The sequence below is a fragment of the Anaeromyxobacter sp. SG17 genome (assembly GCF_022690695.1).
GTDB lineage: Bacteria > Myxococcota > Myxococcia > Myxococcales > Anaeromyxobacteraceae > Anaeromyxobacter > Anaeromyxobacter soli.
In genome coordinates, this window is record NZ_JALCYX010000036.1 from 23486 (window position 1) to 42907 (window position 19422).

At 74.0% G+C, this 19422-nt stretch carries 18 protein-coding genes and 1 tRNA gene; 12 read left to right on the plus strand and 7 right to left on the minus strand.

Features of this window, described 5'->3' with window-relative positions:
* Positions 1 to 102: 102 nt before the first annotated feature.
* The 6 genes from nrfH to MNY60_RS14140 all read left to right on the plus strand — a co-directional run bounded on the left by nrfH (position 103) and on the right by MNY60_RS14140 (position 6446).
* A complete protein-coding gene (gene nrfH, locus MNY60_RS14115; protein WP_242338755.1) occupies positions 103 to 555 on the plus strand; it encodes a cytochrome c nitrite reductase small subunit in 453 nt (150 codons plus the stop codon).
* 31 nt (positions 556 to 586) lie between these two features.
* Positions 587 to 2059 carry an ammonia-forming cytochrome c nitrite reductase subunit c552 gene (locus MNY60_RS14120; protein WP_242338753.1) on the plus strand — a complete coding sequence of 491 codons (1473 nt, stop codon included), beginning with the start codon at positions 587 to 589 and terminating at the stop codon, positions 2057 to 2059.
* Positions 2060 to 2127: 68 nt separating this feature from the next.
* On the plus strand, positions 2128 to 2388 hold the full coding sequence (locus MNY60_RS14125; RefSeq protein WP_242338751.1) for a hypothetical protein: 261 nt from the start codon (positions 2128 to 2130) through the stop codon (positions 2386 to 2388).
* The gene (locus MNY60_RS14130; RefSeq protein ID WP_242338749.1) at positions 2385 to 2657 is read left to right on the plus strand and encodes a hypothetical protein; all 273 of its coding nucleotides are present in this window, start codon (positions 2385 to 2387) and stop codon (positions 2655 to 2657) included. The genes MNY60_RS14125 and MNY60_RS14130 overlap by 4 nt, the downstream gene beginning before the upstream one ends.
* Before the next feature lie 190 nt (positions 2658 to 2847).
* Entirely contained in the window at positions 2848 to 4194 is a 1347-nt protein-coding gene (locus MNY60_RS14135; RefSeq protein ID WP_277957014.1) for a multiheme c-type cytochrome, read from the plus strand.
* 137 nt (positions 4195 to 4331) lie between these two features.
* Positions 4332 to 6446, plus strand: coding sequence for a S9 family peptidase (locus MNY60_RS14140; protein WP_242338747.1), 2115 nt, complete (start codon positions 4332 to 4334; stop codon positions 6444 to 6446).
* A 56-nt stretch (positions 6447 to 6502) separates the two neighbouring features.
* Here the strand turns inward: MNY60_RS14140 and MNY60_RS14145 are convergent, their stop codons facing one another.
* From MNY60_RS14145 to ttcA, 4 genes are read right to left on the minus strand one after another with little or no spacing between them, the layout of a single operon-like run.
* Entirely contained in the window at positions 6503 to 7444 is a 942-nt protein-coding gene (locus MNY60_RS14145; RefSeq protein ID WP_242338745.1) for an EI24 domain-containing protein, read from the minus strand.
* Positions 7441 to 8610, minus strand: a complete 1170-nt coding sequence (locus tag MNY60_RS14150; RefSeq protein WP_242338743.1) for a phosphopentomutase — start codon at positions 8608 to 8610, stop codon at positions 7441 to 7443. The genes MNY60_RS14145 and MNY60_RS14150 overlap by 4 nt, the downstream gene beginning before the upstream one ends.
* A 35-nt stretch (positions 8611 to 8645) precedes the next feature.
* Positions 8646 to 9326, minus strand: a complete 681-nt coding sequence (gene deoC, locus MNY60_RS14155) for a deoxyribose-phosphate aldolase (RefSeq protein WP_242338741.1) — start codon at positions 9324 to 9326, stop codon at positions 8646 to 8648.
* Complete coding sequence (gene ttcA / locus MNY60_RS14160; protein ID WP_242338740.1) at positions 9323 to 10204, minus strand: tRNA 2-thiocytidine(32) synthetase TtcA; 882 nt, start codon at positions 10202 to 10204, stop codon at positions 9323 to 9325. Before ttcA ends, deoC begins: the two co-directional genes overlap by 4 nt.
* Before the next feature lie 125 nt (positions 10205 to 10329).
* Here ttcA and MNY60_RS14165 point away from each other — a divergent pair, with 125 nt between their 5' ends.
* A complete protein-coding gene (locus tag MNY60_RS14165; protein WP_242338738.1) occupies positions 10330 to 10605 on the plus strand; it encodes a TIGR02300 family protein in 276 nt (91 codons plus the stop codon).
* Between the two features lie 19 nt (positions 10606 to 10624).
* Here the strand turns inward: MNY60_RS14165 and MNY60_RS14170 are convergent, their stop codons facing one another.
* Positions 10625 to 11311 (minus strand): carboxypeptidase regulatory-like domain-containing protein, encoded by a 687-nt coding sequence (locus tag MNY60_RS14170; protein WP_242338736.1) that lies wholly within the window; start codon positions 11309 to 11311, stop codon positions 10625 to 10627.
* Positions 11312 to 11501: 190 nt separating this feature from the next.
* Between MNY60_RS14170 and cyoE the strand changes: the two genes are divergently transcribed.
* Genes cyoE through MNY60_RS14190 form a run of 4 tightly spaced genes read left to right on the plus strand, consistent with a single transcriptional unit; the run spans position 11502 to position 15492 of the window.
* Positions 11502 to 12392, plus strand: coding sequence for a heme o synthase (gene cyoE, locus MNY60_RS14175; protein WP_242338734.1), 891 nt, complete (start codon positions 11502 to 11504; stop codon positions 12390 to 12392).
* An 8-nt stretch (positions 12393 to 12400) separates the two neighbouring features.
* Positions 12401 to 14326: an ABC transporter ATP-binding protein/permease gene (locus MNY60_RS14180; RefSeq protein WP_242360881.1), complete on the plus strand. Its 1926-nt coding sequence runs from the start codon at positions 12401 to 12403 to the stop codon at positions 14324 to 14326.
* Entirely contained in the window at positions 14323 to 14754 is a 432-nt protein-coding gene (locus tag MNY60_RS14185; RefSeq protein WP_242338731.1) for a DUF420 domain-containing protein, read from the plus strand. The genes MNY60_RS14180 and MNY60_RS14185 overlap by 4 nt, the downstream gene beginning before the upstream one ends.
* A 45-nt stretch (positions 14755 to 14799) precedes the next feature.
* Positions 14800 to 15492, plus strand: coding sequence for an Ig-like domain-containing protein (locus MNY60_RS14190; protein ID WP_242338729.1), 693 nt, complete (start codon positions 14800 to 14802; stop codon positions 15490 to 15492).
* A gap of 227 nt (positions 15493 to 15719) precedes the next feature.
* Here MNY60_RS14190 and MNY60_RS14195 read toward each other — a convergent pair whose 3' ends face one another.
* Positions 15720 to 17987 carry a tetratricopeptide repeat protein gene (locus MNY60_RS14195; protein ID WP_242360883.1) on the minus strand — a complete coding sequence of 756 codons (2268 nt, stop codon included), beginning with the start codon at positions 17985 to 17987 and terminating at the stop codon, positions 15720 to 15722.
* Between the two features lie 109 nt (positions 17988 to 18096).
* Between MNY60_RS14195 and MNY60_RS14200 the strand changes: the two genes are divergently transcribed.
* Positions 18097 to 18172 (plus strand) — tRNA-Ala (locus MNY60_RS14200).
* Positions 18173 to 18223: 51 nt separating this feature from the next.
* Here MNY60_RS14200 and MNY60_RS14205 read toward each other — a convergent pair.
* On the minus strand, positions 18224 to 19422 hold a 1199-nt coding region (locus tag MNY60_RS14205), incomplete at its 5' end, for a mechanosensitive ion channel family protein (protein ID WP_242360885.1).

The following is a 19422-nucleotide window of genomic DNA, read 5'->3' on the forward strand; positions in this document are numbered from 1 at the left end:
CTGCGGACCGCGTAACCCCGCGAGACGCCGTCGGCGAGCGGGGACCGCGCCCGTGGCGCGCGGCTTGCGATGTGAGGGGCCAACTCGTTCACGAGGCCCTTCATGCCCATCGGAAGCTCGCTCCTCTCGTGGCCCCTCGTCCTGGTCGCCGGGACCCTCGGCGTCGCCGCGGGCGTCGGCGGCTACGCCTTCGCGTACGCGAAGGGGACGTCGTACCTCGGCAACGACCCGGCCACGTGCGCCAACTGCCACGTGATGTCCGGCCACTACGAGGGCTGGCAGGAGTCGTCGCACCACGCCTTCGCCACCTGCAACGACTGCCACACCCCCGCCGCGCCCGTCGGCAAGTACGTGACCAAGGCCGAGAACGGGTTCCACCACTCGATGGCGTTCACGGTCGGCGGGTTCCCCGACGTGATCCGCGCGCGGGCTGCGAGCCGCGAGGTCGTCGAGGGCCAGTGCCGGCACTGCCACGCCGCCGTGGTCGACGCGATGACCGCGGGCGGCGAGGTCTCCTGCATCCGCTGCCACGCCTCCGTCGGACACCTCCGCTGAACCGCCTCACGTCACTCAAGGAGAAACGCAAATGACCCCCGAAACCGCCCCGAAGAAGCGCGGGCTCCTCCTCGCCCTCGTCGCGGGCGCCTTCGCGCTCGCCGCCGTGCTGGCCGCCGCCCTCCTCGTGAACGTCGCCGAGAAGAAGAGCGAGGCGAAGAACCCGACCGTGCGCGTGGTCGAGCTCACCGACGACACCGAGGATCCGGCCGTGTGGGGCAAGAACTTCCCGGCCGAGTACGACCTCTACAAGAGGACGACGGACATGGTCCGCACGAAGCACGGCGGCTCCGAGGCGATGCCCCACACGCCGACGGCGCAGGATCCGCGCACAGTGACCTCCCAGTCCAAGACGGACGCGGACCCGCGGCTCAAGACGATGTGGGCGGGCTACGCGTTCGCGGCCGACTTCCGCGAGGAGCGCGGCCACGCGTACACGCTCGACGACCAGATCTTCACGCAGCGCCAGGTCGTCGCGAAGCAGCCCGGCACCTGCGGCCAGTGCCACGCCTCCGTCTACGTGCCCATGAAGAAGCTCGGGAACGGGGACATCTTCAAGGGCTTCGAGGCGCTCAACAAGATGCCGTACTCGGAGGCGAAGCAGCACTTCAAGCACCCGGTCGCCTGCATCGACTGCCACGACTCGCAGACCATGGCGCTCCGCGTGACGCGCCCGGCCTTCCTCGAAGGCATCCGCGCCTTCAAGGCGGCCCAGGGCGTGCCGAACTACGACCCGAACACCATGGCGACGCGGCAGGAGATGCGCGCCTACGTCTGCGGCCAGTGCCACGACGAGTACTACTTCAAGGGCCCGGAGAAGCGGCTCACCTTCCCCTGGTCGAAGGGCATGAAGGGCGACCAGATCCTCTCCTACTACGACGAGGTCGGCTTCCGGGACTGGACGCACAAGGAGACGGGCGCGCCGGTGCTGAAGGCGCAGCACCCCGAGTTCGAGATGTGGAACCAGGGCATCCACGCCCGCTCCGGCGTCGCCTGCGCCGACTGCCACATGCCCTACATGCGCGTCGGCGGCACCAAGGTCTCGGATCACTGGGTGCGCAGCCCGGTGCTGAACCTGAACCGCGCCTGCCAGGGCTGCCACAAGTGGCCGGAGGAGGAGCTCAAGGCCCGGGTCGAGGCGATCCAGGACAAGCACCTCGAGCTCCGCGAGCAGGCGTTCGACGCCCTCGTCGCGCTGATCGGCGACGTCAAGGCGGCGAAGGAGGCCGGCAGGACGGACGCGGAGCTCGAGAAGGCGCGGTTCCTCCAGCGCCGCGCGCAGTTCCTGTTCGACTTCGTCGAGGCGGAGAACTCGACCGGCTTCCACGCGCCGCAGGAGGCCGCCCGCGTGCTCTTCGAGTCGATCGACGCCTCCCGCCAGGGCCAGATCGCGCTGCGCGATCCGTCCTTCAAGCCGACCGTCGCGGTGGTGACGATCCCCCCGCCGCCGGCCGCCCCCGGCGCGCCGGCCCCCGCCGTGCAGCCGGCGGCCCTCACGAGGTGATTCCCCGGGGCCTCCGGACGCGCTCCCCTGCCGCGCCGGAGGCCCTCTTCTCTCCACCGGAGGCCGCCGTGCCGAGACCGCTCTCGTTCCACGCCCGCCGCGAGCTGCTCCAGGCCTCCGCCGCCGCGTCGGCCCTCGCCGGGCTCGGCCTCCCCGTCGACGTGCTCGTCGCACGCGGCAAGGGCTGGTCGCGGCGCAGCGGTGCTCGCTCCGGCGCCGAGCCCCGGCCCCCGTCCGACGCCCGCGACGAGGGGGCGAGCCGTCCGGGCACGGAGGAGCGCCGGGCCCGCGAGCCGTCGGACGTCGAGGGCGACCGGGGCCCGCGATGATCGTCGCCGGCCTCGTCATCGAGACGGTCCCGGGCGCGGCGCCGCGCGTGGCCGCGCGGCTCCTGCACGAGCCCGGCCTCGCCCTCCAGGGCGGCGACGGGGATCGCCGCCTCGCGGCCGTGTTCACCGGCGCGGACGGCGCCGCGCTCGAGGCGCTCGCGGAGCGGCTCGTGCGCGCGCACGAGGACCTCCTGGGCGTCTTCCCCACCTACGTCGCGGACGCGGGCGACGGGTCCGGAGATCCTGGGCCGGGCGGCGCCCGCTCGTGACGCTCCGTCATTTGCCGCCAGGCCTCGCGGCCCACTCGCCCGGAGCCACGGCGCTCGCCCGCTCCCGGGCACTTGGGGTTCCCCGCGCGAGGACCCGCGCCGCTCCCCCGGCGGTGGCAGCATCCGCACGCCGCCGCCCCGTTGCACCCGCCGTCACCACGCCGGCGGCGACCCTCACCCCGGAGGTACCATGAAGCTGACGACACGCATCACGCTCGCCGCGGCCCTCGCGCTCCTCGCCGGCCCCGCGGCCGCGCAGAAGAAGCCGGCGCCGGCCGGCAAGCCCGCCGCAACGAAGCCGGCCGCCGGCGGCGCGTGCGTCACCTGCCACGCGAAGGTGAACCCGAGCATCGTGAAGGACTGGGAGCTGTCCCGGCACTCGAAGGTCGAGGTCGGCTGCGTCGAGTGCCACGGCTCGGCGCACAAGACGAAGGACGACTTCGCGAACGCGAAGATGCCGACCCCGGACACCTGCGGCCAGTGCCACGACGCCCAGGTCGCCCAGTTCAAGAAGGGGAAGCACGCCTTCGCCTGGGCGGCGGTGAAGGCCATGCCGACCTTCCACTACCAGCCGGTCGCGATCCGCGAGGGGCTGAAGGGCTGCGGCGGATGCCACAAGCTCGGCCTCAAGACCCCCGAGGAGCAGGCCGAGCTGCGCAAGGTGGCCGGGCCCTACGGGAACGCCTCCTGCGACGCGTGCCACACGCGCCACCTGTTCTCCAAGGCTGAGGCACGCCGCCCGGAGGCCTGCCAGACCTGCCACATGGGGTTCGATCACCCGCAGTGGGAGATGTACAGCGGCTCGAAGCACGGCGTGCGCAACGCGCTCAAGCAGACGGGCGCGATCCCGCAGTACTCGGCCGCGCCGACCTGCCAGGACTGCCACATGCAGGAGGGGAACCACGAGGTCCGCACGGCCTGGGGCTTCCTCGCCGTCCGGCTGCCCTTCCCCGAGGATGACCCGCAGTGGAAGGCGGATCGCGTCACCATCCTGCAGGGCCTCGGCGTGCTCGACCCGTCGGGCAACCCCACCGGCCGCCTCGACGTCGTGAAGGCCGCCGACGTGGCGCGGCTCACCCAGGAGGCGTGGGACGCGGAGCGTACGAAGATGCTGAAGACCTGCAACCAGTGCCACTCGGGCGAGTTCGCGAAGGTCCAGCTCCAGCAGTCCGACGGGATGATCCGCGACGCGGATCACGCCATGGCCGAGGCGATCCGCGCCGTGGCCGGGCTGTACCAGGACGGCATCCTGCCCAAGCCGAAGAGCTACGCCTTCCCGTTCCCGGACCTGCTCACGTTCCACGACGCGCCCACGCCGGTCGAGCAGAAGCTGTTCGTGATGTTCCTCGAGCACCGCATGCGCGCGTTCCAGGGCGCGTTCCACGCGAACCCGGACTATGCCAACTGGTACGGCTGGAGCGAGATGGCGCGCGATCTCGTCGACATCAAGGCGGAGGCGGCCACGCTCCGGCGCGAGCACAAGGCCACGCCCGCCCAGGGTCCCGCGCCCGCGGCACAGCCCACGCCGAAGAAGTAGCGTCACGTAGGGTGATGGACGAGGGGAGGCGTCTCGAGGGCGCCTCCCCTCCTCGCGTCCGGGCGTCACCGCCCGTCCGGGTCCCTCGACGGAAGCCGCGGCGGTCGCTAGAACGGGCGCCATCCTAGGGAGGCCCCATGACCCGGCGGCTCGCCTCGAAGCTCCTCCTCGCCGTCACCGTCGCGACCCTCGGCTGTGCAGGGACGCGGCGTGACGGCGCCGCCGCGGCCGCCGCGCCCGGAAAGGCCGGCGCGCCAGCGGCCGCCGCCGCGCGGCGCGAGGGCCTGCCGCCCATCGTCGACCGGGAGCTCATCTTCGGTGATCCGGAGATCTCCGCCGCGCAGCTCTCGCCGGACGGAGCGTGGATCGCGTTCCTGAAGCCGCTCGACGGCACGCGCAACGTCTGGGTGAAGCCGGTCGACGCGCCCTTCGAGCAGGCGAAGCCGGTCACCGCCGACCAGGCGCGTCCCATCCCGGCGTACTTCTGGAGCTGGGACTCGCGGTTCATCCTCTTCGTGCAGGACCACGCGGGCGACGAGAACTACAACGTCTACGCGGTCGATCCGCGGGCGGCGCCCGCGCCCGGCGCGAAGGTGCCGCCGGCCCGCGGGCTCACCGATCTGAAGGGCGTTCGCGCCGAGATCTACGAGGTCCCGAAGGCGCGGCCCGGAGTCGTGTACGTGGGCCTCAACGATCGGGACGCCCGGTGGCACGACCTGTACGAGGTGGAGATCGCGACCGGCAAGCGGACCCTGCTCCGCCGGAACGAGCAGCGCTTCGTCTCGTGGACGTTCGACCTCTCCGGCCGGCTCAGGCTCGGCACGCGCGTGACCGAGCGGGGCGACACCGAGATCCTCCGCGTCGATCCCGCCGGGATGCAGAAGGTCTACGGCTGCACGGTGCTCGAGGACTGCTCCGCCGCTCGCTTCGATCCGGACGGGCGGGTGTACCTCGTCACCAACGGCGGCGCGGGCGACCTCCTCCGGCTCTCCCTGCTCGACGTCCAGACCGGGGTGGAGGAGGTCCTCGCGTCGGACCCCGAGAAGCGCGTGGACCTCAAGGCGCCGGTGTTCTCCGAGGCGACCGACCGCCTCGTCGGAGCCGTCTACGACGACGAGCGGCTGCGCTTCCGCTGGAGCGACCCCGGCTACCAGGCGGACCACGCCGCGCTGCAGGCCCGCTTCCCGGATCGCGACGTGCTCATCCAGTCCACCACCCGCGACGACCGGCGCTGGCTCGTGTCGGTGACGGCCGACGTCGAGCCGGGCGAGGTCTACCTCTTCGACCGCACGACGAAGGCGGTGACGAAGCAGTACCGCCTGCGCGAACGGCTGCCGCGGCAGGACCTCGCGCACATGCAGCCGATCCGCTACCCGTCGTCCGACGGGCTCGAGATCCCCGCCTTCCTGACCCTGCCCGCGGGCGTGCCCGCGAAGGCGCTGCCGCTCGTCGTCTTCCCGCACGGCGGGCCGTGGTGGCGCGACAGCTGGCGGTGCCACCCGTTCGCGCAGTTCCTCGCGAACCGCGGGTACGCCGTCCTCCAGCCGAACTTCCGCGGCTCGACGGGCTACGGGAAGCGGTTCCTCGACGCCGGAAATCTCCAGTGGGGCGACAAGATGCAGGACGACCTCACGTGGGGCGTCCGGTACCTCGTCGCCCAGGGCGTGGTCGATCCCAGGCGCGTCGGGATCATGGGCGGCTCGTACGGCGGCTACGCGACGCTCGCCGGCGTGACGTTCACGCCCGACCTCTACGCCGCGGCGGTGGCGATCGTCGCGCCGTCGAGCCTCATCACCTTGCTCGAGACCATCCCGCCCTACTGGGAGGCGGGCCGCATCGTGTTCCACACGCGGATGGGCAACCCGACCACGCCGGAGGGCCGGGCGCAGCTCGAGCGGCAGTCGCCGCTGAATCACGTGGCCGCCATCCGCACCCCGCTGCAGATCGTGCAGGGGGCGAACGATCCGCGGGTGAAGAGGTCGGAGTCGGACCAGATCGTCGTCGCGCTGCGCGAGCGCGGGTTCCCGGTGGAGTACCTCGTGGCGCCGGACGAGGGGCACGGCTTCCAGCGGCCGGTGAACAACATGGCGGCCTTCGCCTCCGCCGAGAAGTTCCTCGCGAAGCACCTGGGCGGCCGGTTCCAGGAGGACATGCCCCCCGCGGTGGCGCAGCGCCTCCGCGAGATCACCGTCGATCCGGCGAGCGTCGCCGCGCCGCAGCGCGCCGCGCCGGCGGCTGCCCCGCCGAGGTGACCCGCGAGCGCCGCCGCGTCCCCGCGACCCTTGGGCGCGCGGCGCCGCGGACATGGTCAGGATCCGGGCGGCGTCTCCGCGTCGAGCCTGCCGACGGCGGCCGTCGACGCGACGATCGCGATCGCGCGGAAGAACAGCCCGACGACGGGGATGACCAGGACCGCGCCGACCGCGACGCCCAGCCCGAGCGTCTCGAATCGGTGGCGCTCCGTGAACGCCACCTCCTCGCGCCACGGACGCGTCAGGCGGTCCAGGAACCGCGCCAGCGCCGAGAAGGGCCGCAGGACCCACGCCGCGCGCCCGGCGCGGGCGAGCAGGCGGGAGTACCAGGGCGAGGGCCCGCCGGTGCGCGGGCCGGAGAGGACCTCGATCGGCAGCTCCAGCGCGTCCACGACGAGCCAGTAGAAGGCCCACGCGCCCGCGAGCAGGGTCGCCTCGAGCGTGCCGAACGGCAGGATCCGCACGAGGATGAGGAGAGGCGCGATGCCGATCGACACCACGATCGCCTGGCGCAGCGCCTTGGCGCTCTCGGCGACCACGAGGCGGACGTAGCCGACGTCGGCGAAGGCGTCCTCGCCGGGCGGGAGCCCGAGCGCGCGGCGCGCCTCGAGGGCGACGCGCAGCCAGAGCCGCTGGAGCAGCGTCGGAGGCATGGAGGCGAGCGCGACGAACGTGACGAGGAACGCGTGGAAGGTGCCCGCCGGATCCGGATCGTCGGCGCGGGCGGTGGCGAGCGTGGCGAGGAGCGCGCACCCCGCGAAGGTGATCGCCGTCGGCACGAGCGCCGCGCGCCGGAGCGCCGGGTCCCCGGCCACGAGCCGCGCCGCGTGGAGCACCTGCGCGACCCCGTAGAGCGCGCGGTCGAGGCGCGAGACGCGCGGGGCGGCGGCGGGGTTCGACGCGTACCAGGCGATGGCGCGAGCCGCCGCGCGGGGACCGTCGAGCGGCGGGGGCGCGAGAGGGTCCTCCGGGGGAAGCGTCGAGCCCGCCCCCGTCACCGCGCGAGCTCCCCGAGGAAGCTCTTGCCCGTCTCGTGCCGCACGCCGAAGAAGTCCGAGACGGTCGCGCCCAGATCGGCGAACGAGCCGCGCGTGCCGAGCGCCCCGCCGCCTCGTCCGGGCGCGTGGACGACGAGCGGCACGTACTCGCGCGAGTGATCGGTGGAGGGGGTGGTGGGATCGCAGCCGTGGTCGGCGGTGATCGCGGCGACCTCGCCGGGGTGGAGCTTTCCGAGGATCCGCGGCAGGGTCCGGTCCAGCTCCTCGAGCGCGCGGGCGTAGCCCACGGGATCGTTCCGGTGCCCGTACAGCATGTCGAAGTCGACGAGGTTCACGAACACGAGCCCGTGGTCCACGCGGTCGAGGAGCGCCTCGGTCTTCGCGAGGCCGTCCGCGTTCCCGGCCGTGTGCACCTCGTCGGTGATGCCCCGGTGGTCGAAGATGTCCGGGATCTTGCCGACCCCGAACACCGGCACGCGCGCGTCGACGAGCTTCTCGAGGACGGTCGGCCCCGGCGTCGCGAGCGCGAAGTCCTTGCGGTTGTAGGTCCGGACGTACCTGCCCGGCGTGCCGACGAACGGGCGGGCGATGACGCGCGCCACCTTGAACGGATCGAGGATGCGTCGCGCCGCGCGGCACCAGGCGTACAGGGTCTCGAGCGGGACCGTCTCCTCGTGCGCCGCGATCTGGAACACCGAGTCCGCGGAGGTGTAGACGATGGGCTTCCCCGTTCGCTGGTGCTCCTCGCCCAGCTGCTGGATGATCTCCGTCCCGCTCGCGGCCACGTTCCCGAGCACCCCCGGCGCGCCCGTCTCCCGCAGGAAGGGCTCCAGGATCTCGGGCGGGAAGCCGTGCGGGTGAAGCGCGAGCGGCTCGGAGAGGACGATCCCCATCATCTCCCAGTGACCCGTGATGGTGTCCTTGCCCTTCGAGCGCTCCGCCATGCGGCCGTGGAAGGCGACCGGCGAGGGCTCCGGCGGCACGCCGAGGATGGAGGTCAGGTGCCCGAGCCCCATGCGGCCCATCACCGGGAGGGCGAGGCCTCCGACGGCGCGGCTCGTGTTGCCGAGGGTGTCGGAGCCCTCGTCGCCGTACTCGCGCGCGTCGGGGAGCGCGCCGCAGCCCACGCTGTCGGCGACCAGGATGACGAAGCGGCGTCGGTCCATGCCCGGATCCTAACCGGCCGGCGCCGGCGCGACGCTCAGAACGTGCCGAGGACGATGTCCACGCAGGCCGAGGCGCCGACGCGGCTCGCCCCCGCGCGGATCATCGCCAGCGCCTGCGCGGCGCTCCGCACCCCGCCCGACGCCTTGACCCCGAGTGCCCCTCCCACGACCGCCCGCAGGAGGGCGACGTCCTCGACGGTGGCGCCGCCGCCGCCGAAGCCGGTGGAGGTCTTCACGTAGGAGGCGCCGGCGCAGCGCGCGAGCGCGGCGGCGACGACCCGCTGGTCGCGCGTGAGCTTCGAGGTCTCGAGGATCACCTTCACCGGGACCCGCGCGGCGGCGACCACGCCGCGGAGATCCTCGAGCGCCGCCTCGTACCGCCCGGCGAGCACCGCCGGCAGCGGGAGCACGACGTCGATCTCCTCGGCTCCGGCCGCCGCCGCCGCGGCGGCCTCCGCCGCGCGGGCCGCCGGAGTCCCCTCCCCCCGCGGGAAGTCGGCGACCGCGATGGGCTGGACGGCGGTGTCGGCGAGGAGGAGCCGCACCTGCGGGATGTGGGCAGCGTGCACGCAGACGCCGGCGAACCCGTAGGCCCGCGCCTCCGCGCAGACGCGCGCGACGTCGACCTCGGTGGCGCCGGGGGCGAGGAGGGTGTGGTCCAGGTACGGCGCGAGGTCGCGCGGCGTCCGGATCGTCGCGGGGTCGACGGTCCTCATCGATCCTCGCTCGCGCCCGCGAGCTTCACGAGCCCGCTCGCCTCGCCGGGCGCCTCGTCCACGCCGCAGCCGTCCTCGTCCTCCTCCGCGTCGAGCCAGGGATCCTTGCCGGTCGCCGCCGCCACCTTCCCGGCCAGGTCGCGATCGAGGAGGTGCGAGGGGACCACGCGCTTGAGGGCGTGGAGGAGGTTGCCCTTCACCGCGGCGTGCTCTGCCGAGAGCTCCGCGATGAGCCCCTTCACGCGCTTGCGGCGCAGGTTCGGCTGCGAGCCACACAGGTCGCACGGGACGATGGGGAACTGCATCGCCGCGGAGAACGCCGCGATGTCCTCCTCGGCGGCGTACGCGAGCGGACGGATGACCACGTTCCTGCCGTCGTCGGAGCGGAGCTTCGGGGGCATGCTCTTCAGCGCGCCGGAGTAGAGCGCGCTCAGGAGGAGGGTCTCGATGAGGTCGTCGCGGTGGTGGCCGAGCGCGATCTTGGTGCAGCCCATCTCGGCGGCGGCGTTGTAGAGAACGCCCCGGCGCAGCCGGGAGCACACCGGGCAGGTGGTCTTGCCCTCCGGGACGAGCCGGCGCACGACCGAGTAGGTGTCGCGGTGGAGCATCCGGTACGGGACGCCCACCGACTGGAAGTGGCGCTCGACGATCTCGGCGGGGTATCCCGGCTGCCCCTGATCGAGGTTCACCGCCACGAGCTCGAAGTCGATGGGCGCGCGCTCACGCATCCGCATGAGCAGGTGCAGCAAGGTGTAGGAGTCCTTGCCGCCGGAGACGGCGACCATGATCTTGTCGCCGTTCTCGATGAGGTCGAAGTCGCGGATCGCCTCGGCGGCCGCGCGCAGGAGCCTCTTCTCGAGCTTCGACAGGTCGTGCATCGGGCGGACTCTATAGCAGCGATGCGCCGGCGTGCGCACCCCGGGGCCCCCGGAGATTTTCGTTTGACGCCACCGTCGGCCCTGCGATAAAGGCGCGGGTTCCGACAGGAAATATCGAGGGGAGCATGCCTGCGAAGGACCTGGGCACCAAGCACATCTGCTTCAAGTGCGGCACGAAGTTCTACGACCTCAAGAAGCCGGAGCCGCTCTGCCCGAAGTGCGGGGCGGACCAGCGGCAGAGCCCGGCCTTGAAGTCGCCTGCGCCCTCCGAGCGCCGCCAGCGGGCGGCTGCCCGTCCGGTCGAGCCGGAGCCGGTGGAGGCGGACACCGAGCTCGACGAGGAGGTCGAGGAGGCGGAGCCCGACGAGGACGTCGCCGCCGAGGACGAGGACGAGCCGTAGTCCGCGGCGGGCCCGGCGACTACGGGTACGCGATCTCCAGCGTCGCCGGCCCGCTCGCCGGGACGACCACGGTCGCGATCTTCTCCCCCAGCACCTCGTGCCACGCGATCGCCGTGTAGCGGCCCGGCGGCACGCCCGCGATCCCGAAGCGCCCCTCTCCGTCGCTCACCGCGTGGTAGGGCGTGTCCACGACGAGGATCCACGCGCTCATCCAGGCGTGAACGTCGCACCCGACCCTCACCGGGCCCGGTCGCGCGAGCGTCCGCTCCACGCGCTGCCCGGGGCCCGGCATCGGCACGTTGAACGTGGTCGCGACGCCCGACCAGCCGTGCACGTTGTGGAGGATGGGGTCTCCGTTCAGGAGCGCGAGCGTGGAGCCGACGGGGGCCGCCTGCACGTGCGGCACGAACCGGCAGCCGCGCTGGTCGAGGGTCACGGCGCGCGGCTCCTCCTTCGCGCCGGGGGCCACGATCCGGACCACCACGTTCGCGAGCCCGCCCTTCCCGACGAGCACCGACTCGTCGGGCGCGGCCTCGCCGCAGGCGGCGCGGTCCTTCGTGACGGGCTGGGCGGGCCGCGGCGGCGGCGTCGCGCCTGCGTAGCGCACCTGCCCGCGGAGCTCGCCCGCACGAGCGAGCGCGGGCACGAGGGAGGCGGCGGCGAGGAGCAGGCTCGCGGCGACGAGGAGCGGACGGGGAGCGGGCATCAGGGCAGGGGTCCCGGGCAGAGGTGCGACGGAGCGAATAGCCGCCCCGGGGCCCGGCGGCAACGGGCGCGTGCTCCCCGGTCCGGTGATCTTCCGCCACGGCGGCCGGCCCCCGAACGCGACGTTGACCCCCGGGCGAGCCGTCGCTAGGTCCCACTCGCCTGCACTCTCGCAGGCCCCCGGGACCCTCGTGACGATCGCCACCGCCCCCGCCCGCGCGCGCCCCTCCCCCCTGCAGGTCGCGAAAGACGTCCTCCTCCTCGCCAAGCCCCGCCTCTCGGGGCTCGTCATCCTCACCAGCGCCGGCGGGCTCGCGCTCGCGCCGGGCGACATCGGCGCCGCCCGCGCCGTCCTGACCGTCCTCGCGACGGCCGCGGTCGTGGGCGCCGCGAACGCCCTCAACTGCTGGATGGAGCGCGACATCGACGCGCGCATGCGTCGCACCCGCGACCGGCCGCTCCCCGCCGGACGCCTCGACCCGTTCACCGCGCTCGGGCTCGGGATCATGGTCCCGGTCTTCGCGCTCCCCGTGCTCGCGCTCGTCGCGAACCCGCTCACCGCCGCGCTCGCGTTCGTCGCGATCGTGACCTACGTCGCGATCTACACGCCGATGAAGCAGCGCTCGACCCTGGCGCTCCTGGTCGGCGCCGTCCCGGGCGCGATCCCGCCGCTCATGGGCTGGACGGCCGTCACCGGAGCGCTCGACGCGGGCGGGCTCGCCCTCTTCGCCCTGCTCTTCGCCTGGCAGCTCCCGCACTTCCTCGCGGTGTCGCTCTACCTGCGCGAGGACTACGCGCGCGGCGGCCTGCGCGTCTTCTCCATCGTGCACGGCGAGCGGGCGACCCGCGGGTGGATCGCGGCGACCTCGGTCGCGCTCGTGCCGGTGTCGCTCGCGCTCGTGCCGCTCCAGGTCGCGGGGCGGCTGTACGGCGCCTTCGCCGCCCTGCTCGGGCTCGCGCTGGCCGGGTACGCGCTCGCGGGGGTCGGGCGCGAGGGCGGCCGCTGGGCGCGGAACTTCTTCCTCGCCACGATCCTCTACCTGACGCTCCTGTTCGTCGCGCTCTTCCTCGGCGCGCGCTAGCGATGCGCGTGCCCGCCGCTCGCCCGGCCACTCCGCCCGCGCGCCTCGCGATCGAGGGCGTCGCCGTGCGGCGCGGCCACCGCGAGGTCCTGCGGGGCGTCTCGCTCGAGGTGCGCCCGGGCGAGATCTTCGGCCTGCTCGGGCCGAACGGCGCCGGGAAGTCCACGCTGTTCGCCATCCTCGCCGGCCTGCTCCGCCCCGACGTGGGGCGGTTCCTCCTCGACGGGCGCGCGATCGCCCCCGGCGCGCGGAGGCTCCGCAGCGCCGCCGGGATCGTGTTCCAGGATCCCGGCCTCGACGGGAAGCTCACCGCCGCGGAGAACCTCCGGCTGGGCGCGGCGCTCCACCGCGTCCCGCGGCGCGAGGTGGGTGCGCGCGTCGCCGCGCTGCTCGAGGAGGCGGCGCTCGCCGACCGCGCCCGGGAGCCCGTCGACCGGCTCTCCGGCGGGATGCGGCGCCGGCTGGAGCTCGCCCGCGCGCGGATCCACGAGCCGCCGCTGCTCGTCATGGACGAGCCGACGAGCGGGCTCGACGCCGCGGCCTTCCGGGCGTTCTGGGCGCGGGTGGCCGCGCTCCGCCGCGAGGCGGGGACGACGGTGGTGCTCACGACGCACCGTCCGGACGAGGCCGAGCGCTGCGACCGCCTCGCGGTGCTCGCGCGCGGCCAGATCGTGGCGTGCGACACGCCCGAGGCGCTCCGCGCCCGCGTATCGGGAGACGTGGTCGTCGTCGAGGCGGACGACCCGGAGGCGATCGCCGCGGACATCGGGCGGCGCCTGGGGCTCCCCGCGCGTGTCCGCGCCGACGGCGTTCACGTCGAGCGGGAGGCGGCCCACGAGCTCGTGCCACGCATCGTGGAGGCGTTCCCGGCGGGGAGGCTGCGCAGCGTCTCGGTCCGGCGCCCGACGCTCGCCGATGCATACCTCGCCATCACGGGCGAGGCGCTCGAGGAGCAGCCCGCGGCAGAGGAGGACGCGGCCGGACGGACGGACCGGAGGAGGGCGGTGCGCGCGGTCCCGGCTGCGACCTCGACCTCGACCGCGACCTCGACCTCGACCTCGACCTCGACCGCGACCTCGACCTCGACCTCGACCCCGACCGCGACCGCGACTCCTAGGCCGGTCCCCCGCGCCCCCGGCCTCCCCATCCTCCGCGCCCTCGCCTTCGATCTCGCCACGGTCGCCGTCCTCGCCCGGCGCGACCTCGTCCGGTTCTTCCGCCAGCCGTCGCGCCTCGTGGGGGCGCTCGGGCAGCCCGTGATCTTCTGGCTCGTGATCGGCTCCGGCTTCGGCGAGACGTTCCGGATGCCGGGCTCGAGCGTGCCGTACCTCGCCTACTTCTTCCCGGGCGTCGTCCTCATGGTCGTGCTGTTCGCGTCGATCTTCACGACCGCCTCGGTGATCGAGGACCGGCACCGCGGCTTCCTCCAGTCCGTGCTCGCCGCGCCCGGCTCGCGCGTCGCGCTCGCCGTCGGCAAGACGCTCGGCTCGGCCGCGGTCGCGCTCACGCAGGCCGCGCTCTTCCTGGCGCTCGCGCCGCTCGCCGGCTTCGGGTACGCGAGCGTCCACTGGCCGCTGCTCCTCGGGGCGCTCGCGCTCGCCGCGGTCGCGCTGGCCGCGCTGGGCTTCGCCGTCGCCTGGGGCCTCGACAACGTGCAGGGCTACCACGCGATCCAGATGACGCTGCTCGTGCCGCTCTGGGTGGTGTCGGGCGCGATGTTCCCCGCCCCCTCGGGCACGGGCGCGCTCGCCGCGGTGATGCGCGCGAACCCCCTCGCCTACGCCGTCTCCGCCGCGCGCCGCGCCCTCGGCGGCCCCGCGGCGCCGGGCGCGCTCGCGGGCTCCGGCGCGCGGGACCTCGCGGTCTGCGCGCTCTTCGCCGCCGCCGCCCTCGCGCTCGGCGCGCTCGCCACCCGGAGGGCCCCGCGATCATGAGCCTCGGCGAGGTGCTGCCCAGCGTGAACGCCACCCTGAACGGCCTCGCGTTCGTCCTCCTCCTCCTCGGCTACGTCGCCATCCGCCGGGGCCACCGCGAGCGGCACCGGGCGCTCATGCTCTCCGCCTGCGGCGCGTCCGCGCTGTTCCTCGTCGGCTATCTCACCCGCATCGCGCTCACGGGCACCCACAGGTTCCCCGGCGGGGGCCCGCTCCGCGCGGCGTACCTCGCGGTGCTCACGAGCCACACGATCCTCGCGGCCCTCGCGGCGCCCCTCGTCCTGCGCACGCTGTTCCTCGGCCTCCGGGCGCGCTTCCCGAACCACCGCCGGATCGCCCGCTGGACGCTGCCGATCTGGATGTACGTGTCGGTGACCGGCGTGGTCGTGTACGTGATGCTCTACCACCTCGCCCCGCGGGCCGGCTGAGCCGGGAACGCGTCGCGGGGCTCGCGCTGCGCTAGCATCGCAGCCATGCGCGTCCGCTCCCTCCTCGCCCTCCTCGGCCTCCCGCTTCTCCTCGCCGCCTGCGAGAAACCCGCCCGCGTCGACGTGGAGCCCACCTCGCTCCGCTTCGGGCTCCGCGGCCAGACCGCGCCGCTGCACGCGACGCCGCGGCTTCGCGACGGCAAGCCCGTGCCGAAGGAGGCCTGCCGCTGGTCGTCCTCCGACGAGAAGGTGGCGACCGTCACCGGCCCCGCCAACGACGCGATCGTCACCGCGGCCGGACCGGGAACCGCGACGATCCGCTGCACGATCGGCGAGGCGAAGGGCGAGGTCCCGGTGATCGTCCGCGTGGTCTCGCGCATCGCCGTGAAGCCCGCCTCGGTGGAGGTCCGGATGGAGGACGAGCCGCGGCCCGTGGCGCTGCAGGTCGAGGCGTTCGACGACGCCGGCGCGCCGGTGCTGGGCCGCGTCGCCTACACCCGCTGCGCCGACGAGGGCGTCTGCCGCGGCGACGGTCGCGGCCAGCTCTGGGGAGTGAGCGCCGGCAGCTCGACCGCGATCGTCGAGGTCGAGGGGGCGCGCGCGGAGATCCCGGTGAAGGTGGTGGACGCCCGCACGGCGGAGGGAAAGCCGAAGCGCGTGACCGGGAACCCGATGGACGCCATCGAGAAGGAGGTCCGGCAGCGGGAGGCGGAGGAGGCGAAGAAGAAAGGAAAGTGAGGAAGGGCGCGGCGGCGGGGCGACCCCGGCCGCAGCACTGAGTCCGACCCCGACCTCGCCGTCGACAGCGACCTCGACCCCGACCCCGACCTCGACCTCGACCTCGTCGTCGACCCCGACCTCGACCGGCCGGCTCGGTCTCGACCTCGCCGACGCGCCGTCCAGAAAGCAATCGCCCCGCCCGCTTCGCGCGGACGGGGCGAACGGGGCTCCGAAAGCGGAGGAGGCTACCTCGAGAGCGCCGCCGCCTCGCTCGCGTGCGAGCCGCGCGGGCAGAGCTTCGCGTACGCGCCGAGCCGCTGCTTCGCGCGCTCGGTGCGCTGCACGTCCGCCTCGAGCTTGCCCGAGCCCCACAGCGCCTCGCAGCTCGCGGGATCGCGCTCGAGCGCCTTCTCGTAGAGCTCGACGAGCACCTCGCGCTTCGCGCCGCGGGCGCGCTCCGCCTCGGCCATCTCCACGTAGGCGACCGCCGCACCGCCCGCGCCGCCCTGGCCGTACTCGTCGATCGCCTGCGTGAGCTCGACGAGCGCGCCGGGGATGTTGTCCTTCGCGCGGTGGAGCTTCGCGAGCGAGACGCGCGCGTCGGGGAACGGGCGGCCGAGCTGGATCGCCTTCTCGTACTGGCCACGCGCGAGGTCGGCGTCGCCGGCGGCGCGGTAGGCGTCGCCGAGCAGCAGCGCGAGGCGCGGGCTCTCGCCCACGCGCGCGACCGCGCGCTTCAGGGTCTCGAGCGCCTGCTGCGCGCCGCCCTCGCGCGCGAGCTGCGCGCGGACGAGGTCGGCGTAGAGCGACACGCGCTGCGGATCGATCGACACGGCGCGCTGGAGCGCCTCCACCGCGCCGGCGGCGTCGCCCTCGCGGAGCTTCCGCTGGCCGACGAGGTGCGGAATCTCGGGGCTCGAGGGATCGAGCTTCGCCGCCTGCGCCTCGGCCGCGGCGGCGTCCGTCGCCTTGCCGGACGCGGCGAGCACCGCGCCGCGCAGGGCGTACGCGAGCGCCTGCTGCGGCCGCGACGCGGCGGCCTGCGGCGTGAGGACGAGCTCCGCCGCCTTCCCGCCCTCCTCCGCCTGGCCACGGGCGACGAGCACCTCCGCCTTCCCGAGGATCGACCAGACGTGGTCCTTCTGGATGCGGAGCGCGTAGTCGTAGAAGCCGGTCGCCGAGAGCTCGTAGCCCTCGCCGCGGCGGCGGAACTGCTCGCCGAGCAGGTACGCGATGCGCACGTCGCCGGGGCTCGCCTTCTGCGCCTTGCCGAGCACGTCGCGGGCGCCGTCGAGGTCGCCCTCGCGCAGCAGGATCGCGCCGAGCACGCCCTGCAGGAACGGGCTCTGGTTGCCCTCGCCGCCCTGGAGCACGGCGTTCACGACCTCCTTCGCGCCGGCGGCGTCCCCGCCGTACAGCTTCAGGTACGCCTCCGCCGCGACGAGGTGCGAGTGGCGCTGCCCGAGCTGGCGCGCCGCGTCGACGTGCTTCACTGCCTCGGCGCGGATCGCGTCGCCGTCGCCGTGCTCGCCCGCGCGGAGCGCGTCGACGTAGGCGAGGAACGCATGGCCGGCGATCGACTTGTCGTCGTGCTCGAGGATCTGCTGGAGCTTGCCCGCGGCCTCGACGTAGCTCGCGTGCGCGTCCTTGTCGAGCAGCGGCAGCGTGTCCTTGAGGAGCCGGTCGATCGCCTCGATCCGCTCCTTCCGCGCGCGGTTGAAGAGCACCCAGCCGCCGAGCGCCACCGCGAGCACCATGAACAGCGCGACGGTGGTCACGAACGTGCCGCGCTTCGCCCGCTTCCGCGGCGCCGCGCCGGGCGAGAGCTGGAACTCCTGCGTCGCGTACTTGTCGGCGAGCTCCTGGGCGTAGACCGCGCCGCGGGCGCGTGTCGCCGGAACCGGCGTCGGGGTGGGGACCGGGACGTCCTCCTCGAGCATGGACGCCGCCGGGCGTGCCGCGGTCACGCGGGCGGTGGTCGCGGCCGGACGGCCCAGGGCGGGCGGCGCGACGCGCGGGGCCACGGGCGGCGCGTCCGGCCCCGTACGGGGCCCGGCCGGGGGCGCGGCGGCGGGAGCGGGTCTGGCGACGGCGCTGATGCCGTACTTCTGGAGCATCTCCCGGATCTCGGGATCGTTGGGCGCGGCCTCGGCGGCACGGCGCAGCGCCGCCTCGCCCGCCTCCCGCTCGCCGAGCCGGAGGTGCAGGCCGCCGGCCATGCGCAGCGCCGCCACGAAGGTCGGGAAGGCGGCCAGGACGCCCTGGAGCTCCTCGAGCGCCTTCCGGTCCTTCCCCTGATCGGCGTAGACCTGCGCGAGCAGCACGCGGGCCGAGGGGTCGTCCGGATGGGCCTTCACGCCCTTCTTGCAGACGACCATCGCCTCCATGTACCGGCCCATGGCGAGGTAGGCCTCGGTCAGCGGGCGGTACGCGTCGGAACCGGGATCCGCGGCGAACGCGTGCTCGAGGGCGGAGAGCTCGGCGGGCGTGAGTTGCTTGGCGGGGTTGGGCATGGGGGCGGGTCGGGTCTAGCAAGGGTACCCGGGCGAGTCAAACGGTGCTTGACACGTCCCGGGCGCAGCCGCTATGAAGCGCGTCCTCGACGGCGACGAAAGTTTTCGTGGGGCTGTAGCTCAGCTGGGAGAGCGCTAGAATCGCACTCTAGAGGTCGTCGGTTCGATCCCGATCAGCTCCACCACTCCGAGAGGGCCCGGCGGAAACGTCGGGCCCTCTCCCTTTTTCACTCACATCATCGGCGCTCTCCCGACCCGCGCGCACGCGCGGGTCCGCCGCCGGCGCCGTCCACGAGGTGGAGCGTGCGCGTCGGGAAGGCGAACGAGGTGCCCGCCCGCTCCACCACCTCCATGAAGCCGAGGAGCAGGTCCTGGCGGATGGCGGTGAACTCGCCGAAGTCCGCGGTCTGGAACCAGGCCACCACCTCGACGTTCAAGGCCGACTCGCCGAGCGCGGTGAAGCGGACCGAGACCGCGTCCGGCCAGATCTTCGGGTGCGCCCGCAGGAGGCCCTCGATCCCGGCGAGCACCTCGCGAAGCTGCGCCGCCGTCGTCGCGTAGGCGAGGCCGAGGTTCGCGAGGAGCCGGATCCGGTCGCGGGGGGCGAACGTCTCGGTGCGCAGATCCGCGAGCTTGCCGTTCGGGATCGTCACGATCGTGCGGTCGAGCGTCCGGATGCGCGTAGAGCGCATCCCGATGTTCTCGACGGTCCCGAGGACGTCCTCGACCTTGATGAAGTCGCCGGTCCGGAACGGCTGGTCCACGCCGATGGAGAGCGAGCCGAAGAGGTTCTCCACCGTCTTCTGCGCCGCGAGCGCGAGCGCGATGCCGCCGATGCCCAGGCCGGCGAGCAGGCTCGCGACCTGGAACCCGAGCTCGTTCATCACGGCGACGACGCCGAGGGCGAGCAGCACCACCTTGGAGACCTTGCGGCCGACCGGCAGCATTCCCGCGAGGCTCGGGCTCGCCCGCGTCCAGGGGGACGCCGCCATGACCGCGAACGCCACGTTCACGGAGCGGAATCCGGCCCAGAAGAACGCGAGGTAGGTCGCGGCGCGGAGCAGGTGGTGCAGGACGAGCTCGGGGCCCTCGGGGAGCGCGAGCCAGGACTGGAGGACCGTCACGACCGCGATCGCCCACAGCGCGGTGAGCGGCGCGGCGACGCGCTCGAGGAGCACGTCGTCCCAGGTCGTGCGCGTGCGCGCCGCGAGGTGGCCGAGGACGAGGCGCGTGAGCCAGCCGAGCAGCGACCCGAGGATGACCGCGAGGAGGAAGAGCGCGGGGAGCGCCAGCCACTGCCACCAGAGCAGGCCGCGAGGACCCTCGGCGAGCAGCGGCGCCGGGAGGTGCTCCTCGAAGAACGGGCGCGCCGCCTCGCGCTCGACCGCGGCGCGGGCGGCCTGCGCGGCCCGCTCCGCGCGGGCGGCGCGCTCCG

Excerpts from the sequence above, each read along its gene's own strand:
- MNY60_RS14185 (WP_242338731.1), top strand. The coding sequence starts at position 14,323 with ATGAGCCTCGGCGAGGTGCTGCCCAGCGTGAACGCCACCCTGAACGGC.
- MNY60_RS14170 (WP_242338736.1), bottom strand. The coding sequence starts at position 11,311 with ATGCCCGCTCCCCGTCCGCTCCTCGTCGCCGCGAGCCTGCTCCTCGCC.
- MNY60_RS14165 (WP_242338738.1), top strand. The coding sequence starts at position 10,330 with ATGCCTGCGAAGGACCTGGGCACCAAGCACATCTGCTTCAAGTGCGGC.
- MNY60_RS14135 (WP_277957014.1), top strand. The coding sequence starts at position 2,848 with ATGAAGCTGACGACACGCATCACGCTCGCCGCGGCCCTCGCGCTCCTC.
- ttcA (WP_242338740.1), bottom strand. The coding sequence starts at position 10,204 with ATGCACGACCTGTCGAAGCTCGAGAAGAGGCTCCTGCGCGCGGCCGCC.
- MNY60_RS14190 (WP_242338729.1), top strand. The coding sequence starts at position 14,800 with ATGCGCGTCCGCTCCCTCCTCGCCCTCCTCGGCCTCCCGCTTCTCCTC.
- MNY60_RS14150 (WP_242338743.1), bottom strand. The coding sequence starts at position 8,610 with ATGGACCGACGCCGCTTCGTCATCCTGGTCGCCGACAGCGTGGGCTGC.
- MNY60_RS14130 (WP_242338749.1), top strand. The coding sequence starts at position 2,385 with ATGATCGTCGCCGGCCTCGTCATCGAGACGGTCCCGGGCGCGGCGCCG.
- nrfH (WP_242338755.1), top strand. The coding sequence starts at position 103 with ATGCCCATCGGAAGCTCGCTCCTCTCGTGGCCCCTCGTCCTGGTCGCC.
- deoC (WP_242338741.1), bottom strand. The coding sequence starts at position 9,326 with ATGAGGACCGTCGACCCCGCGACGATCCGGACGCCGCGCGACCTCGCG.
- MNY60_RS14140 (WP_242338747.1), top strand. The coding sequence starts at position 4,332 with ATGACCCGGCGGCTCGCCTCGAAGCTCCTCCTCGCCGTCACCGTCGCG.
- MNY60_RS14120 (WP_242338753.1), top strand. The coding sequence starts at position 587 with ATGACCCCCGAAACCGCCCCGAAGAAGCGCGGGCTCCTCCTCGCCCTC.
- MNY60_RS14195 (WP_242360883.1), bottom strand. The coding sequence starts at position 17,987 with ATGCCCAACCCCGCCAAGCAACTCACGCCCGCCGAGCTCTCCGCCCTC.